This window comes from Enterococcus sp. AZ089, assembly GCF_050547225.1.
In the GTDB taxonomy this organism is placed as follows: Bacteria; Bacillota; Bacilli; order Lactobacillales; family Enterococcaceae; genus Enterococcus_D; species Enterococcus_D entomosocium.
On record NZ_CP172954.1, the window covers coordinates 2,121,993 to 2,138,832 of the forward strand.

Here is a 16,840-nt window from a genome sequence, read left to right on the forward strand (position 1 = left end):
TATATCTTGCACTGAGTAAAACTCTTTCTCCTTTCTTCTTTATTTCAATCAACGATTTTTTTGCACAAGTCTGGCAATATGAATCGTTAAATACAAACTTTCGTCACTGGACATTTGATACTGATACTGATTTTCTAATAGTTCAGCGATTTTTTGTACGCATTGATACGCATTTCGGTACTTCACTTTGACCATAGCCAAAAGATCTTCATCGGTTTCATCCGTATGAGGGGTATGGTTTTGCATTCTTGAGACAAAAAATTTCAAATGCGTAGTGAAGCGATAAAAATAAACGGACTCTTCATCAAAGGTGGTTTTGAAAAAATATTTAACAATGTTAATAATGTCTTGCATCGTTTGGGTTAGCTCAGCAATATTGCCTTGGTCACCATTTTCGGTTTGCGCATTGACCAGATGCAGAGCAATAAAGCCAGCTTCATCATCTGGCAGCTGAATCCCGTAATGTTCTTTGATTTTTTCTACTGTTTTGCAGCCTATTTGGTACTCATCGGGGAAAAAACGCTTGATATCCCACAATAAGACATTTTTGACCGTCATTCCTTTTTTCGATCGTTCAATGGCACAGTGCATATGATCTGTCAGCGAGATGTAGATGGAATCATTGATGGGGGATGACAATTCTCGCCGAGCATACTCAATGATCTCATTGGATAATTCAAGATATTCCAGTGGTAAGTCAGCAAGCAGCTCTTGAAATTGAGATAAGATCGTCTGATTTTCTAAGCGATATACTTTATCGACCGTTTCTGAAGAAATGTCATCTCCCACTTTTTTCTTAAAGGCAATCCCCCGCCCCATAACAATAATCTCGTTTTGACTTTGATCGGTAGTGATCACAACATTATTGTTTAACACTTTACTGATTTTCATGTCCTACCCCCACTTACTTTATCATTGCGGATATGGTTCATTGCTTGTCTTTATTGTTTAGCCAACAGTCAACACAGAAAAAACCTCATGAAAGCAGCGCAAATACCGCAGCTTCATCAGGTTTAGCTTGTTAAAAATCAACAATCACTATCCATTAGAACCAGTTCTATTATCTTTATCATAGCAAAGGTAGAAAGCGCTGTCAATCGTTGTTCGTTATTTTTATTTTTCATCCCTTCCTTCTTTTTTTCGTACAAAAAAACCTTAAAAACGAGAGTCTTTAAGGTTAGCATTACTATCAAAGCTATTAAACTTCACTTGCCTGCAAACGGTACATATCGGCATACAACCCTTTTTGAGCCAAAAGTTCATCATGGGTGCCTCGTTCGACGATCGAGCCTTTATCAAGCACCAAAATCAACTCAGCATCGCGAATGGTAGACAATCGATGGGCGATCGCGATCGTGGTTCGCCCTTGACGCATATTTGCCAAGCCTTCTTGGATCAGTCCTTCTGTTTCAGTATCGATATTGGCAGTCGCCTCATCCAAGACCAGCACTTTCGGATCGGTCACCATCGTTCGGGCAAAGGAAATCAATTGCCGTTGCCCGCTTGAATAACTGGCACCCCGTTCAATCACTTTGGCGTGGTATTTACCAGGTAGTTTTTGAATAAAGGCATCTGCTTGAACAAATTTTGCTGCTGCTTCGATCTGTTCTTCACGAATGTCCTGATTCAATAAGCGGATATTGTCAGCGATGTCCCCATAAAACATGAAAGCATCTTGCAATACGAGTCCAACTTTTTTCCGAAGCTCTTCCATCGTGAAGTCGCGGATATCTTGATCATCGATCAAAATTTGCCCTTCCCCAAATTCGTAAAAACGCATCAACACATTGATGATCGAGCTCTTGCCACTTCCTGTGTGACCGACTAGAGCCACGGTCTCACCTGGATAGGCGATGAAAGAAATATGATTCAATACGTTGTTTTTTCCATCATAGGAAAAACTGACATCACGAAATTCAATTTTTCCTTTGGTGATGGTTTGACTGGCATCGGAGTTTTGCTGCGGCGTATATTCTTCGTTATCCATAATCTTCAAAATCCGGCTGCCGGCTACCATCCCATCAGTAAAGACGCTGAGAAAATCCATCATCTGTGTCATGGGATTAAAGAATCCTTGAATATAGGTCGTAAAGGCGAAAATCAACCCAACTTCAATGGGCGATTCTAAGGCATCAAACCCAAAGAGCGTCAATGACAAGGCAATCGCTAAGGCATACAACAAACTAATGATTGGTGATAGTAGCAGCGCATTCGTGCGGATCATGGCGTATCTAGTTTTCAAATAATCATCGTTGGTCGCTTCGAATTCTTCATTCAGCCGCGCCTCTTGGCGGAATTGCTGAATGATCTGCATGCCAGAAATCGATTCATTCAATTTCGTATTCAGCTGACTCAGTTTTTCCCGCATTTGACGATAGATACGAGAGCTGAATTTTTGATAATACCAGATGACTACCATTAGGATTGGCAGAAAAATCAAGTTTAGTAAGGCAATTTTGACGTTGATGCGGAACATGGCGGCAAAAGAAGAAACCACCGCAAAAATTCCTGTCAATACCATCAAGAAGACATACCAAAATTCATACAATGTTTCTGTGTCGTTGCTGACCCGTGAAACGATCGAACCCGCTGGCGTCTGATCGAAATAGCGCATCCCAAGACTATGCAATTTTTCAAATAATTTTGCTCGAATATATTGATAGGTTTTTAAAGAACCCATTGAATAAAGGAACCATTGGAAAAACCAAATCACGGCTTTTACCAACACCCCAAAGAAATACAACGCAGCAAAGAAATAAATGACTTGCTGGGTCGCCGTCTGATTGGTCAAATAATTATCCATAAAGGTTTGAATGATCAAAGGCAACAAGATATTGATGATCGATAGCACAAAAGCAAAAAAGATCGCTGCATAGAAGGTTTTTCGAAACGGTTTGGCAAAAAGAAACATTCGTTTGATGATGTTTTTTTGCTCTTTAAAGGGAATCGATTTGCTCCATTCTGATTCTTGCATTAGGCTTCACTCCCTTCGATTTTGGCTTCTAGTTGCTGCTTGTCCCACATTTTTTTATACCAGCCATTTGCAGCCAATAATTGTTCATGGGTCCCACGTTCACTGATTTTCCCATTGTCGATCACGAGAATTTCTTCTGCATGCTTGACACTGCTTAGGCGGTGGGCAGCAATGATCGTTGTTTTATTCTGACGGAATGTCCGTAATTGTTGTAAAATAGCTTCTTCCGTTTTGGCATCTACTGCTGAAAGGGCGTCATCTAAAATCAATAATTCTGGGTCAGTGATCAAGGCACGGGCAATGGATAAACGCTGTTTTTGTCCGCCGGAAAGAGAAACACCACGTTCCCCCACCATCGTTTCGTACCCTTCAGGAAACTGACTGATATCCTCGTGGATCACTGCTAATCTAGCAGCCGCTTCAACTTCTGCTTGAGAAGACCGTGGTTGCGCGAAGCGGATATTGTCTCGAATCGTCATGGAAAATAAGAAATGATCTTGCGGAACATAACCGATCGAACCCAAAAGAGCATTCAAAGAGTATTGCTTGCTGTCGATGCCCCCGAAGGTGATCGCCCCATCAAATGAATCATACTCTCGCAACAAGAGCTTCATCAAAGAGGTTTTTCCTGCACCAGTTTTCCCGACCACACCAAGTGTTTGCCCGGCAGGCAAAGTAAAGTGGATGTCTTGCAGGGCAAAATCATCTCCTTGATAGTGAAAATCATTGATTTGAACGTTCACCGTTCCTTGGGCTGGGGTATCGACCGCATCTTTGGCTTCAATGATATGGGTCTTTGCCGCCAATAATTCGGCAACCCGATCATAACTTGCATTGCCTCGTTCCAGCACATTGAACAGGCGTCCGATGGCAAACATTGGCCAAACTAACATACCGATATAACTGATGAAAGATACCAATTGACCGATCGAGATGGTACCGTCCATGACATAATTGCCGCCAACGATGATCGTCAGCACATAGGAGATTCCAATGATGATCGTAATAAACGGATCAAATAAGGCATCCAGAAAATTGACTTTGCGGTTTTTGATGATGGCATGGTCGATTTTGGTTTGAAAATCAGCGATGTCCTCTTTTTCCTGTCCAAAGGTTTTGATGACTTTCATCCCAGTAATACTTTCTTGGGCTTTGTCGTTGATGGAAGAAAATGCTTCTTGCGAGTCACGAAACGCATCATGCAATTTGCTACCAAGAACCCGTGCCATGACTGCTAAGAAAGGCAGCGGCAATAGAGCAATGATCGTTAACCGCCAATCGATAAAGAGAACCATCGCAATGATGGTAGCTCCACCAGAGATGAAGGAATCAGCAAAGGTCAAGATCCCCGCCCCTGCCACATTCTGGATGGCATTCAAGTCATTGGTGGCATGGGCCATCAAATCACCTGTCCGATGCTTTTGATAAAACAACTGATCCATCCTTGTAAAATGTGCAAATAACTGTCTGCGTAACGTTTTTTCTAGCCGAGCGGCACTGCCCCAGATATGCGTTCGCCAGACAAAACGAAACACATATTGAGCGATAGCTGAAGCAATCAAGATCATGACCCAAAAAAAGATCGTCTGCATCGAGATCTCTTTTTCCGCAATTTCATCGATGATGATCCCGATAACTTTGGGAGGGGCCAACTGTACCAAGGCGACTAGGACTAAAGAGCCTACGCCTAACAAATAATGTTTCTTTTCTTGTTTAAAAAACCAACCTAACTTCCTAAATATTGACATAACACTCTCCATTTCTTTGTGACCTGTTGCCTAAATTTTGCGATTTTTCCGAATATTTATTAGATTCAGATTCGATTGCTACCCCGCTATTCACAGAACGTAAATAGAAAAAGCAGCCTGGGGACATTCTTTTAGTTTCTGCATTTTGCCGCAATAAAAAGCGAGCTGATAAAATCAGCCCGCTTCTTAGAAAAAAACCTACTTTTGGTTTTTCATTTGCTGCATCATCTGACGAATCTTTTTCTCAGAAGGTTTTTGACCCATTGACATCATCATCGAGCGAAGCATATCCTCATTAACGGGAGGATTTTTCTTTAGATAATCTTGCATATATTTACGCGCCAAAAAGAAGCCGCCGACAGCGCCTAGTAATGCTGCAACAACAGCGATCACGATTACGATTCCTACACTAACCATTTGAAAACTCTCCTTTCTCTTGTACTCTCAATGAATCATTTTACTAGAAAAAAACACAAAAAGAAAGAGTGAAAGTTGGATTTATCCAAAAACTTTCACTCGTTTCCTCAACTTAATGCGACATCTCTTTTATTGAATAACCAATTTGTTAAAAGGTAGATTAAAACACTATAAACAAGGATCCCGATCGCCATTTCCCAATAGCCCAATCCCGGATCAAAGGCAGTCATCTGCATGTCAGGACTATTTAATAAACTCGGTATCTGCTCTTTGATATTCATAAAATTAAACGGGTTCCACTTCAGCCATGGGTATTTTTCTTGAGCAAAAAGCATGATCGAGTTGATGATGCTGCTTCCAAACAACATACCCAAGCCTAAGCCAACCGCCAGGCTTTGAGAGCGAATGACGGCTGAGATAAAGATGGTCAATGCAATATAAAAGACAATCAATAGCAAGTTGGTTCCCGCAAAAACAAAGGCAACGAGAATCGCCGCTAGCCCGTTGTAGCCAGTAGCAGCAAAAGGTGATTCAGCTGCTAAAAATAAATTGGCGGCTGCTAAACTACTGATTAGTAAAACAGCAGTCCCTAAAAGCGCAAATAAAAACGTGTTGATGGCTTTTGCTGCTAAGATTTGGCTTCTGGAAAAAGGCCGAATCAATAAGAACTTGATTGTTCCACGACTGAACTCTTCCGCCACTGAAGAAGCTGCCACAATCACCACAAATAAGTTTAAAAAGGAAGTCATGTCGCTCAAAGAAGCGAATAAATCATTGGCACCAATCTCGGGACTACCTAAGCGAACCACATAGGTCAACCCAAAAGTCATTAGAACCAATAAAAGCAGCATGATCCAAGTAGAACGTTTTTTGGTTAATTTGATCCATTCATTTTTAATCAATGTCAGCATGCTTACAAACCTCCTTCTTCGGTCCAAGCCAAGAATGTATCTTCTAGAGAAGATTGCTTTGTCCGTAGTTCTTTCAAGCCGATCCCAGCCGTCACGATCGCTGCAGCGATTGCCGAACGCTGATCTGTTGCTAGAGTGACTTGCAATTCATCTGCAACCTGCAAGACCTCGACCTCAAAGGAAGCTTTTAACAGTGCTTCTGTTTCCGCATTATCATCAGTTTTAATAATCAGTACATTTTTCTCTGCTTTCAACTCTGCCATTGCTACTTGATGAGTGACTTTTCCTTTTTGCACCACGATCAAATGATCGGCAATTTGTTCGATATCGCTTAATTGATGACTGGAAACTAAGACAGAAACGCCTTTTTCTCTCAAAGAAAGAATCATTTCTCGAAACTCCCGCATGCCTTTAGGATCCAGGCCATTCATCGGTTCATCTAAAACTAATAAGTCTGGTTGATGGACCAATGCCTGGGCAACACCTAAACGCTGACGCATCCCTAATGAATAGGTTTTGACTTTTTGATGGATGTGTCCTTCTAAATGTACCTGACGAATAAGAGCTTCTAATTCTGCTGTCGTACTTTTTTTCTTCGCCATGCGCTGATACTGCATCAAATTTTCATAGCCTGTCATATAATTATAAAACTCAGGATTTTCAACGATCGCACCGACTGAGGCAATCGCGGTTTTAAAAGAAGAATCCAGTAAATTCCCCATAATGGCAATCGATCCTGTGTTGTGCTTCATCAACCCAACAATCATCCGAATGATCGTCGTCTTCCCAGCCCCATTAGGCCCTAATAAACCAACGACTTGTCCTTGGTCCACCACAAAGGAAACATCCTCAATGATTCGTTTGGTTCCAATCAATTTGGAAACATTTTGCAGTGCTAATACTTCTGTCAAAGTTACCCCTTCTTCCTAACACCTTTTCTGCAACGATTTTAAATAAAAAACGTTATGATAATATGTATACCATGCCATCTCTGTAAAAAAAAGTCAAGAAGCGAAAAAGGAACGACGATGTTCCTGTTTTTGCTTCTTGACACCTGTGTTTATCAAAGTCGCTTTTCACTTTCGCCTTACTGCCGAAACTTACGAAATTATAAGTTCTGTCTGCTCAGCCAACCCACGCGGCTGATTATTTACATGGTACGATCAAATCGATTGGGCAAAAACGAGCTTTTCAAAAGCTGCCTTGTTCTTGGCACTTCTGATCTGTTTGATCGTTTGTTTAAGTTGTTTCCACTCCTTTGCGCTTGGTTGACCGTTCCAATAAAAGATATAGGGCTGTTCTTCCTCAGAAAATTCTTGATGAATCGGATAATCACTGATGACCAAATCTGGTTTTTGAGTAAGTGAAAGATGCGCCATCGCTCGATGCGTTGCATTCAATAGTCGGTTCTTCATCCAAAGTTCTTGCGTTTTTCCGTATTTCGAATGGATCGAGAAAGTGACTGGCTGTTCATATTTGATAAAAATAACTCTCAATAACATACAGTATTGGAAAATCAATCGGTCATTCTTTTGCAGCAATGCACGCAAATCAGGTAAAGAAACAGTCGCTTCCTCAAAAAATCGTTTCACGGTCGGATAAAGCACTGGGAAAGCCGCTTGTAGCTCTTGCTTGTCGGTCGGTTTACCAAAACTATCACTTTTTTGTCGGGTACCAAAAAGGTTGGAAGCAGAATGGATCATTACGAAATTAACTAGTAAATAGTTTTTTTCAGCATCGGTAAACCTCAGACGAAAACACTGGGCTAGTTGTTCAACAAGTAATACTTCTGGCTGATACTTGGGTTGGGTCAACCACGAGAGTTCCGCCTCGCAAAGATCCTCTTCAAGATAGGTGTTCATTACGCCAAACATAAAATACAAGAAGCTGCATTCAGGCTCCGAGATTTCAGATAGAGAAAGGTGATTGCCGTTGAATAATGGCTTTAAAAAGACCTCAAAAAACTGATTCCTTTCAATCAGTGGATGTTCAAAGGTACTTACTTCCTCTGGTAAAAAAGTGATTGGATGCTTTTGATGAATTCTTTGCAGGGAGATAGCGAATAGATTAAGAAACTTATCGATATCGATTTTTCTCATATAAGAAGCATTAGTTTCAAACAAAGCCATAACGCTTTCTTTATCCTTGATCGATGCCACGACCTGTGAGTGCTTCTCATCGAAAATCTGCCAATAGGTTAAATGATAAAAATAGCGGATTGCGTATTCCTCACCTGTCAAGGGATCTCCTTTCTTCAGACTATAGGACAAATGATAGTTCGCCAAAATGTGATTTAGTTCTTTCAATTTTCGTTGGACCGTTCGGAGACTGCTGAAGGTTTTGAGGCTGAGTTGTTCAAGGGAGTGATAGTCCCCATGAAAGAGTGCATCGAGTAAGATAAACCCAACGGTTCCCTGTAACAATACATTATATGCTTGACTCAATAAAAATCGTGGAGAAAAAGCAATCACCACTTCTTTTTCTTGTTCATCATAAATCAGCGTAAACTGAGGATAGCGGGCACAAAACCATTCGACTTGTTGCACGATCGACTGCATTTTATTCGTTCTCCTATTGAAAACATCAGAAAGCTCTTTAATTGTATATTTTGGTTTGTTCGTTTCGTAACAATAACTTAGAAACTGAAAAATTTGTTTTTCTGTGGTATCCAAAAGTGCGTGTAACATGAAAATTCCCTCGCTTGTATGGTCAGCCAAAGCTGTTTTTTGCTTTGAATCTATCACCTTACAAAATTGTAAGCTGTGAATGTTTGGTGATCGTACCACTGTGCCCTCTTTTCTGTCAAATTACTTTTAACAAATTTTCCTTTTGTTATCTGTATATTTTCATAAAAAAAGTCTGACGCCTCAAAACGATCGTCAGACTAATTATGAATTACGGCAAAACAACACGTGATTGTGCATTCTGGGGAAGAAATTTCCAATCGTGGGTTATCAATTTTCTCATGATTTTTGGGTATGTTCGTTACAGCTTCTCATCATAAAATAACTTTCGCTTCAGCCAGTAAAGAAACACAGTCAGAACCACTACTAGACCAAAGAGTAGATAGCGAAGATTGGTAGTTTTGCTGCCGGTTTTCGGTAGTACGGCTGCATTGACCTCCTTGCCACTGCTTATCTCCGTGGGTTGAAGTTGTTCCTTTTTGTCTTGAGAAGATGTTGTCGCTTGGTGCTCTTCTGTACGGACACTAGATGAAACGCTCGCCTGACTTTTCTGGGATTGATTGGCTGGCAATCCTTTGGTTTTCTTTTGTGAATCTGAATGCTTTGTCGAAGCAGATTCCTTCTCGGTAGACGTTATGGCTGTCGCTGCGTTTTCTTGACAGCTCTCTGTCTGACTTGGCTCGCTTTTAGTGACTGGTTGGGTGCTGACGGTTTCCGAATCACTGATATCGATAGTGCTTTGTGTGCTTTGGATGTCTTCACTGGTAATTTCAGCCTCAGAAGTCGTTGGATTCGTCGATTGAGACTCGCTAAATTTCGGCTCGATACTACTAGAGGAAGCGCTTGTTGCTACCGTTTCGTTTGAGCTTTTACTTGTCTCAGCTGTCGTACTCTCATTACTGCTTGGCGGCGCGGTTACTTGCCAATGACCGGGCTTCAGGTTTTCAGTTATTGTTGTTTCACCATCATATATAACAACTAAATCAACTTTATCCATACTTTTTATCTCATCAATAGCCATCTCCGCATGGATCCTTAAGTAGTTTTCAACACCTGAAAACCAATCGACTTTCGTTAAAACTGTTTCGCCGATCACTTTTTCACTGTGTCCGTTCCCATCCCAACCATAAGTTAGTAAGACACGAACCTTTTGTGAAGTCAGTGTTTTGTTCGGACGTACCGGAACCGTGATCATTTTCAAGGCTTCGTCATAAATCACTCGGTTCGTTTGTACAGAAAACGACAGATTTCCTCTGGAACGTTCTTTTGCTGAAGTATGATCGAAACCAAACACAAGAATCAATAACCCTATTAGCAGTATTGTGATTAATACACCAACCAGTTTTCTCATTTCCTCACTTCCTAAATGTATATTTCAAGATAACTTGATAAAGAAATTATAATAAAATCTCAGAGAAAACATGCGCCGAAAAAAAAAGGAAAGTGGCCATAAAATGGCATCTTTCCTTTAAATAAGTCTTTATTAATTTTTCTTCCAAGTAATAAAACTGCCTCCAAAATTTCAGTTTCTATCTACCTGATAAATTTACTCCAACCTAACTTCAATGCGCATCCTGCTAAAACCATTCCTATTGCAATCCATAAATGATTAGACACTTCATTCGTTTGAGGAAAGTGCTGTTTTTCTGATTGATTATGCAAATTATTTGTTTTGGATGACTTATTGATCCCAGAGGATGAATTTTCAGGTGACACCGCCCCAGTATTACTAGAACTACTCCTGTTAGTTGATTCGGTGGATTCACTGGTGCTACTGTCGCTACTTGGTTCCGTGCTACTACTAGTGCGGCTTTCACTACTTGGTTCTGTGCTACTGCTGGTGCTGCTTTCACTACTTGGTTCCGTGTTACTACTTGTACTGCTTTCACTACTTGGTTCTGTGCTACTAGTAGTACTACTTTCACTACTTGGTTCGGTAGTACTACTAGTGCTGCTCTCACTACTTGGTTCTGTGCTACTGCTGGTGCTGCTTTCACTACTTGGTTCCGTGCTACTACTTGTACTGCTTTCGCTACTTGGTTCCGTGCTGCTACTGGTGCTGCTTTCACTACTTGGTTCCGTGCTACTACTTGTACTGCTTTCGCTACTTGGTTCCGTGCTGCTACTGGTGCTGCTTTCGCTGCTTGGTTCCGTGCTGCTACTGGTGCTGCTTTCACTACTTGGTTCCGTGCTGCTGGACTCCCCTGGTTCACCGGTTCCGCCACCACCGCCACCATAGCGTGGCGTATAGCCAGTAATACTGCTTGTTCTTGGCACATCATTGACCACGGCATCAAGGATGCCCCGATTGGTATATTGTTCCAATGTTCCATCCGTTTCTGTTTTGTAGGTAATGTAGATCCGTTCCTCCGTATCCCGCAAAGGAATTTCAAAGGAGCCATCACTATTTAAAACGATCGGTACTTGCTCAACATACGTTGGGTTGGAAACGCTGGGGCCGTAAACCACTCGGGCAGTCGTACTGATGAGTGTCTGATGGGGACCTAAAATATCAATAAACGTTCCATCTTTGATCGTCACTTGATTTGTATCAAACGAGTTGATGTACACACGCCAATCAATAATCCGTTTGGGTTCTTGCGTACCTAAATACAGTCCTTGTTTGGTGAGTAAGGCTCCCTCCCCTGTATCATCCACTGCTTGAATAAAGATAGGCACCGATTGCGTTCCATTTACTGTTTCGAAGTTGATGTTGTTGATTTGGTTCTCTGTCACTTCATCGCTGAACTTTGTCCAAAAATAAAAGTCCCCGTGTACATTGGTATTTTGTTCGACAAATTCCGTGAAAACAAAGGTCAGCTGATTGCCAACTTGGGTAACATTGACCACTAAGTTGTTATTTTCATCGTATAAAGCATACGTATTATTGACGCCTTCAATCTCAACTGGCAAGGTGACAGTCGCTTTGTCACCGGCTTTTAAATCTCCTAAATCCTCCAAACTCCAGGTCATATCTATTTTGAAGGAATCATCCTTTTCAATACTTGTGATGACCTCGTTGCGGCTATTAACGATCGATACATTTGTGATCAGGTTGGCACCCACATCGGTTTCCCCATAAACAATCCGGATACCAGCAAATAAAGGAATCAGCAACAGTAAGACTGCAAATGCTTTTCCAAGTCGTGTGATCATTGGTCTCCTCCCTCAAATAAGTGCTTCCCTAAATCCATCGACCGCAGCCTTCACTGTACTCGAAATGAATTTTGCATCTGACAGTTGTCGGGTTCTAACAGTGTCTCTTCGTTTGTTTGACAAAATGAGCGTTACTTAATTTTATCTGCTTTTCAATGATTTGCACAATTAAAAGGCTTCATGGATAGAAATTTAGACAAACTAGCTAATAAAAAGCCAAATCCCAATCAGTACAAACTGAAAGAGATTTGGCTTGAAGAATAAATTACTCTGTAGGATCGGCGATCCTATCAATTTGCTGCAAGTACCGATACTGACAAACAAAGTAAAAAACGATTTGGAAAATCAAAAAGAGACTAACGATCACACCATAGTATTGCCATACAGGCAATTCTACTAAAATACGCAAAGCGGTCATTGCCACCGCAAAATGGATCATTGCCACGACTGTTGGCAAGAAGTACATCACTTGCAGTTGGCGTCGCAGAACTTTGTGACGCTCCTTCGGCGACACACCTAAGATATGCAAGGAACGGTGGTACGCCCCATCTTTATCTAAATCTGCAAATAAACGGAAATAGATAATTGAAGCGGAGAAAATAAAGAAAACCGAACCCAGTAATACCGTGATCATTAAAATGATGCCATTTCCTTGACGATTTTCTTGGAAAACTTGGTATTTCGAGGTATAAGACGTACGCATCGGAATGTCTTTTGCTGCTTCTGCCCACTCTTCATCCGTATAGTCACCTTTGGCTTCAAACTCCTGACTGAGCTCTTCGTATTGCTGATCGATCAAGGCATTTTCTTTATCTAAATTCCCATTGAAATCAGATACCAATTCAGGTGTTTCAACCCATTCTGGATAGTCTAACCAAATAAAACCAGATTCCATATCGTCGGTGGATTTTTGCAAGAGGGCTTGCCACTCCTCAAAGGTTTTATCTGTCACAACTGACAGTCCAAAGTAATCCAGAGAAAGCATTGAGGGACTGTGGACAATCGTAACATCTTTTTTTATACCGGTCTCTGATCCCAATTCGATTGGATAGATACCTGTACGTTCGTTCTCAGGGACTTCTAGAAGCTGTTTTCGACGTGAATAATTAGCACTAAGTGTCATTATTTGATTATCTGCAACAGAATCAGCTTCCTCACCAATTTGTTTCATCATTTTCTGATAGTCGCTTTCTCGCATAATTGAAAAGCCATTCGTCGTATAGAATGAATCATTCGTAACTGCAGATTCATCAAGATTCGCATAGGCCCATAGTAAGGAAACACTATCCGTTACAGGCGCATACCCTTTTTCTTCTATAGCAGTTTTAATTTCGTTTACTTTTCCCTCGGTATGATCGAGGTCTTCTGGCCCAGACCACGGAAACACATAGGCTACACTGATTCCTTGGATCGAAGAAAAAGAAGAGCTGCCGATTGCCAACATCACGGAAATCCCAACGAATGCCACGGAGGTACTAATAGCGATCAGACTATACATCGCCGCATTGTCTCGCATGCGAAAGATCCATTCGCTGATAGTCAACATCCGAGTGCCCCGTAAGAAGGTCGACCGTTTCTTTAATCGTTTCAACAGAAATACGCTGAACTGATGGAATGACAAAATCGTGCCTGCAACAGTCAACAAGACCCCTAGCATAAGTGGCAGCATTGAGTACGTTTGGTAGCTAAAATAAAAGACCAATCCATAGCCAACTAGCAACAGCACAATTCCTGAAAATGCCAATGCCCAATGACTTTTTGGCTCAGGACGCGGTTTTTCATTTTCCTTGATCAAGGAGATGATCTGCTCTCCTTGCAAAGCCCGAGTACTGAAAAAGGAGATCAAGAGAAAAATAAAAACATAAATCCCAAAGGTCAATCCTAAACCTTCCATAGGAACCATAAATTTCAGTCCTTCTGTTAGATACATGACATTTTGCGCAATCAGCAGCAATAATTTCGTCAATAAAATCCCTAACCCAATACCGGTCACTGTGGCACAGGTTCCTAAAAGGGCATTTTCGACAAACAAAATCTTTCGCAGATCTTTTTCTTCGATCCCCAAAATCAAGTAGATTGCCAGATCACGTTTGCGTCGTTTTAAAAAGACCACAAATGTATACCATAAAAACAACAGCGACAGTAAAGCGATCACCACAAGTGCGACGGATAGACCGACCTTCGCCAATTCTGAAAGTGTACCGCTATTGGACAAATTTTCTTCCAATTGCGGATGAAAGAGCAAAAGACTAAAGATATAAAACACCATCGCCGCAAAGGCGCTACTGACGAAGTAGGCCGCATAGGTTCGAAAATTCCCCCGCAGATTACGAATGATCAACTGTCTGAAATTCATGACGGCGACCTCCTAAATGTGCTAGGACTTCAAGAATTTTTTGATAAAATTGCTGTTGATCAGCCCCGCGATAGACTTCGTTATACAGCTTTCCATCTTTGATGAAAACGACCCGATCAGAAAAGCTGGCAGAATAAGGATCATGGGTGACCATCATGGTGGTGACCTTAAGTTGCTTGTTCATCTGACTTAGTATTTCCATGACATCTCGTGCTGCCTTTGAATCAAGATTGCCCGTCGGTTCATCTGCTAAAAGCAATTCCGGTTGATGGATCAAAGCTCTAGCAATCGCAACTCTCTGCTGCTCTCCACCGGAAAGCTGATAGATGCGTTTGTCTTTTTTCTCATAGATCCCAAGCTCACGTAATAGCTGTTCCGAACGTTCTTTCATCTCAAGAACCGGCACCCGATCCAATGTCAGTGGTAAAATCACATTCTCAAGCACGCTCAATGGCGAAAGTAAATTGTAGTTTTGAAAAACAAAACCTAGTTGCCGACGACGAAACTCCGCGAGTTTTTGCTTAGATAATTCTAGGGGCTGCTCGCCCTTGATGATCACCGAACCTGAAGTCGGTTTATCCAATGTTGCCACCAAATTCAGCATGGTGGTCTTGCCACTGCCAGATGGACCCATAATGCTGATAAATTCTCCTTCTGGCACTTTGAGATCGATTTGCTGTAAAACCTCAACAGACACTTCCCCTGTATAGGTTTTCGATACATTTTTCAATTCTAGTAAAGCCATCATCTTCACTCCTTTGCTACCAGTTTAGCAGGCGGCACCGCAATCAGTTATCGATTTCATGATAGAAAGCTTACAAAATTGTAAGAAAGCCTTCACCTCCGAAATGTTAGGGTAACCGTCGTGCCTTGATTCTCCATAGAGGCAAGCGACACATCGATATCTAATTGCGTACTGATCGTTTCAACTAAATAAAGACCGATCCCAGTTGCCTCTCCTGTTTGCCGCCCATTCTGCCCTGTATAAAAGGGGCGAAAAACCCGCGGGAGATCCGCTGCTGCAATCCCGCATCCTTCATCTGCGATCGTCAAGCTTCTAGAAAACGGATCAATTTCAAAATAGACTTTGCTCTCTGCTGTTGAGTACTTAATGGCGTTGCTAATGAGTTGAAAGAGCAGAATACCTAGCCATTTTTTGTCTGTTGTCACCGTGATATCTGCTTCACTCATCAGCTTCGGATAGACTTCACTGCGAATGAAATTCCGCTTCTGGTCACCGATACTGTGTTTTAACAATTCCAACAGTGAGGCTGACTCGATAACGAAGTCCTCCGTGAAATCTTCCAAGCGCACAAAATTCAGCGCAGTCGCCAAGCCACTTTTTAAGCGATCTGTTTCAGCCAAAAGATCATAGCTATCGACTTCTTCACTTTCAGCCATTAGCGCCAACACTGAGACAGGTGTTTTCATTTGATGAACCCAGATATTCATGAAACGAATATGATTTTGATGGTGCTGATCTAATTCTGTCAGCCGCTCTTGCTCATGCTGCTCTTGTGCATCGAACTGCTTGCGCCATTGCCTGGAAAGGTAGCCATTGCTTCGGTGTGTCGCTCTTCCATGCTTGATATAATGATAAAACGCAGTATTGGAAAGGTAATCTGCCAAATAAACAAGAACAATGAATAGCCCGAATAGAAGCAGACCATAACCAATCACGAGGTTATTTCGATAGCCATCCAACCAAATCACTAAAACGAAAAATGAAATGGCTAGGAAGGTAACGAGTAGTTTAGGTAAATGAACACTTACATATGCTCTCATTCTTCTGTACCTACTACCGATAAGGCGTAACCCTTGCCGCGAATCGTTTGGATCGGATCATTGATGCCCATTGCCGCCAATTTTTTTCGCAAACGGCCGACATTGACAGAAAGCGTATTGTCATCAACGAAGCGCTCATCATCCCATAATAGATTTAAAATCCGTTCCCGTTTGACCATCTCTGGGTGTGCCGACATTAACAGGGTCAATAATTCTCCTTCTCGAACAGTCAGCCATTCACTGGCTTCACGATAGACCATCTTCAACGCTTCCGGATAATAGGTCAATTCGCCAGCCTTCAAGCTTCTCGCCCGATCAGACTGTGCATAATCCCCATAGACTCTGCGAATATGGCTCTTCACTTTAGCCAGCAGCAAGTCATAAGAAAAAGGTTTGATCAGATAATCATCAGCACCGTATTCTAATGCCATCACTTGGTCCATATTGCCGTCACGTGCGGAGATGAAGAGAATTGGAACCAATGAATGTTCCCTGATTTTTTGGCACCAATAAAACCCATCATAATAAGGCAGATTGACATCTAACAAAACCAAATCAGGTTGGATCATCAAGAATTCAGCTAAAACCGCAGCGAAATTTTCCGGAACAAAGGTTTGATACGCATAGCGGGATAATTGATTTTCCATCATTTTGACTAACGATTTGTCATCTTCGACCACGAATATTTTCATAGAACCCCTCCTGTTTTCTCTAAAGTTTACCAAAACTACGTGAAAAATACTGCAAAATTCCAGCTTTTTTAAAAAAAGTACACTTATTTATTGTAAGCAAAATTATTTTATAGTATA

Annotated in this window: 13 protein-coding genes; all 13 read right to left on the reverse strand. The window is 41.5% G+C overall.

Going from position 1 to position 16,840, the window contains the following annotated elements:
* Positions 1 to 48: 48 nt before the first annotated feature.
* Positions 49 to 891, reverse strand: coding sequence for a BglG family transcription antiterminator LicT (gene licT, locus IGJ01_RS09900; RefSeq protein ID WP_005235451.1), 843 nt, complete (start codon positions 889 to 891; stop codon positions 49 to 51).
* Between the two features lie 307 nt (positions 892 to 1,198).
* Positions 1,199 to 2,974, reverse strand: coding sequence for an ABC transporter ATP-binding protein (locus IGJ01_RS09905; RefSeq protein WP_005235438.1), 1,776 nt, complete (start codon positions 2,972 to 2,974; stop codon positions 1,199 to 1,201).
* Positions 2,974 to 4,722 carry an ABC transporter ATP-binding protein gene (locus IGJ01_RS09910; protein ID WP_086332450.1) on the reverse strand — a complete coding sequence of 583 codons (1,749 nt, stop codon included), beginning with the start codon at positions 4,720 to 4,722 and terminating at the stop codon, positions 2,974 to 2,976. The genes IGJ01_RS09905 and IGJ01_RS09910 overlap by 1 nt, the downstream gene beginning before the upstream one ends.
* 198 nt (positions 4,723 to 4,920) lie before the next feature.
* Positions 4,921 to 5,139, reverse strand: a complete 219-nt coding sequence (locus IGJ01_RS09915) for a YneF family protein (RefSeq protein WP_005235432.1) — start codon at positions 5,137 to 5,139, stop codon at positions 4,921 to 4,923.
* Between the two features lie 107 nt (positions 5,140 to 5,246).
* Entirely contained in the window at positions 5,247 to 6,050 is an 804-nt protein-coding gene (locus IGJ01_RS09920; RefSeq protein ID WP_008378441.1) for an ABC transporter permease, read from the reverse strand.
* A gap of 2 nt (positions 6,051 to 6,052) precedes the next feature.
* On the reverse strand, positions 6,053 to 6,961 hold the full coding sequence (locus IGJ01_RS09925; protein ID WP_005235429.1) for an ABC transporter ATP-binding protein: 909 nt from the start codon (positions 6,959 to 6,961) through the stop codon (positions 6,053 to 6,055).
* Positions 6,962 to 7,213: 252 nt separating this feature from the next.
* Positions 7,214 to 8,737 carry a helix-turn-helix domain-containing protein gene (locus IGJ01_RS09930; RefSeq protein ID WP_400450644.1) on the reverse strand — a complete coding sequence of 508 codons (1,524 nt, stop codon included), beginning with the start codon at positions 8,735 to 8,737 and terminating at the stop codon, positions 7,214 to 7,216.
* A gap of 298 nt (positions 8,738 to 9,035) precedes the next feature.
* A complete protein-coding gene (locus IGJ01_RS09935; RefSeq protein ID WP_008378446.1) occupies positions 9,036 to 10,085 on the reverse strand; it encodes an LPXTG cell wall anchor domain-containing protein in 1,050 nt (349 codons plus the stop codon).
* A gap of 182 nt (positions 10,086 to 10,267) precedes the next feature.
* The gene (locus IGJ01_RS09940) at positions 10,268 to 11,890 is read right to left on the reverse strand and encodes an Ig-like domain-containing protein (RefSeq protein ID WP_430601026.1); all 1,623 of its coding nucleotides are present in this window, start codon (positions 11,888 to 11,890) and stop codon (positions 10,268 to 10,270) included.
* A 265-nt stretch (positions 11,891 to 12,155) separates the two neighbouring features.
* Positions 12,156 to 14,246, reverse strand: coding sequence for an ABC transporter permease (locus tag IGJ01_RS09945; protein ID WP_430601028.1), 2,091 nt, complete (start codon positions 14,244 to 14,246; stop codon positions 12,156 to 12,158).
* Positions 14,218 to 14,994, reverse strand: a complete 777-nt coding sequence (locus IGJ01_RS09950; protein WP_008378452.1) for an ABC transporter ATP-binding protein — start codon at positions 14,992 to 14,994, stop codon at positions 14,218 to 14,220. Before IGJ01_RS09950 ends, IGJ01_RS09945 begins: the two co-directional genes overlap by 29 nt.
* Positions 14,995 to 15,083: 89 nt before the next feature.
* Complete coding sequence (locus IGJ01_RS09955; RefSeq protein WP_315039920.1) at positions 15,084 to 16,031, reverse strand: sensor histidine kinase; 948 nt, start codon at positions 16,029 to 16,031, stop codon at positions 15,084 to 15,086.
* Positions 16,028 to 16,723: a response regulator gene (locus tag IGJ01_RS09960; RefSeq protein WP_430601031.1), complete on the reverse strand. Its 696-nt coding sequence runs from the start codon at positions 16,721 to 16,723 to the stop codon at positions 16,028 to 16,030. Before IGJ01_RS09960 ends, IGJ01_RS09955 begins: the two co-directional genes overlap by 4 nt.
* Between the last annotated feature and the right edge of the window lie 117 nt (positions 16,724 to 16,840).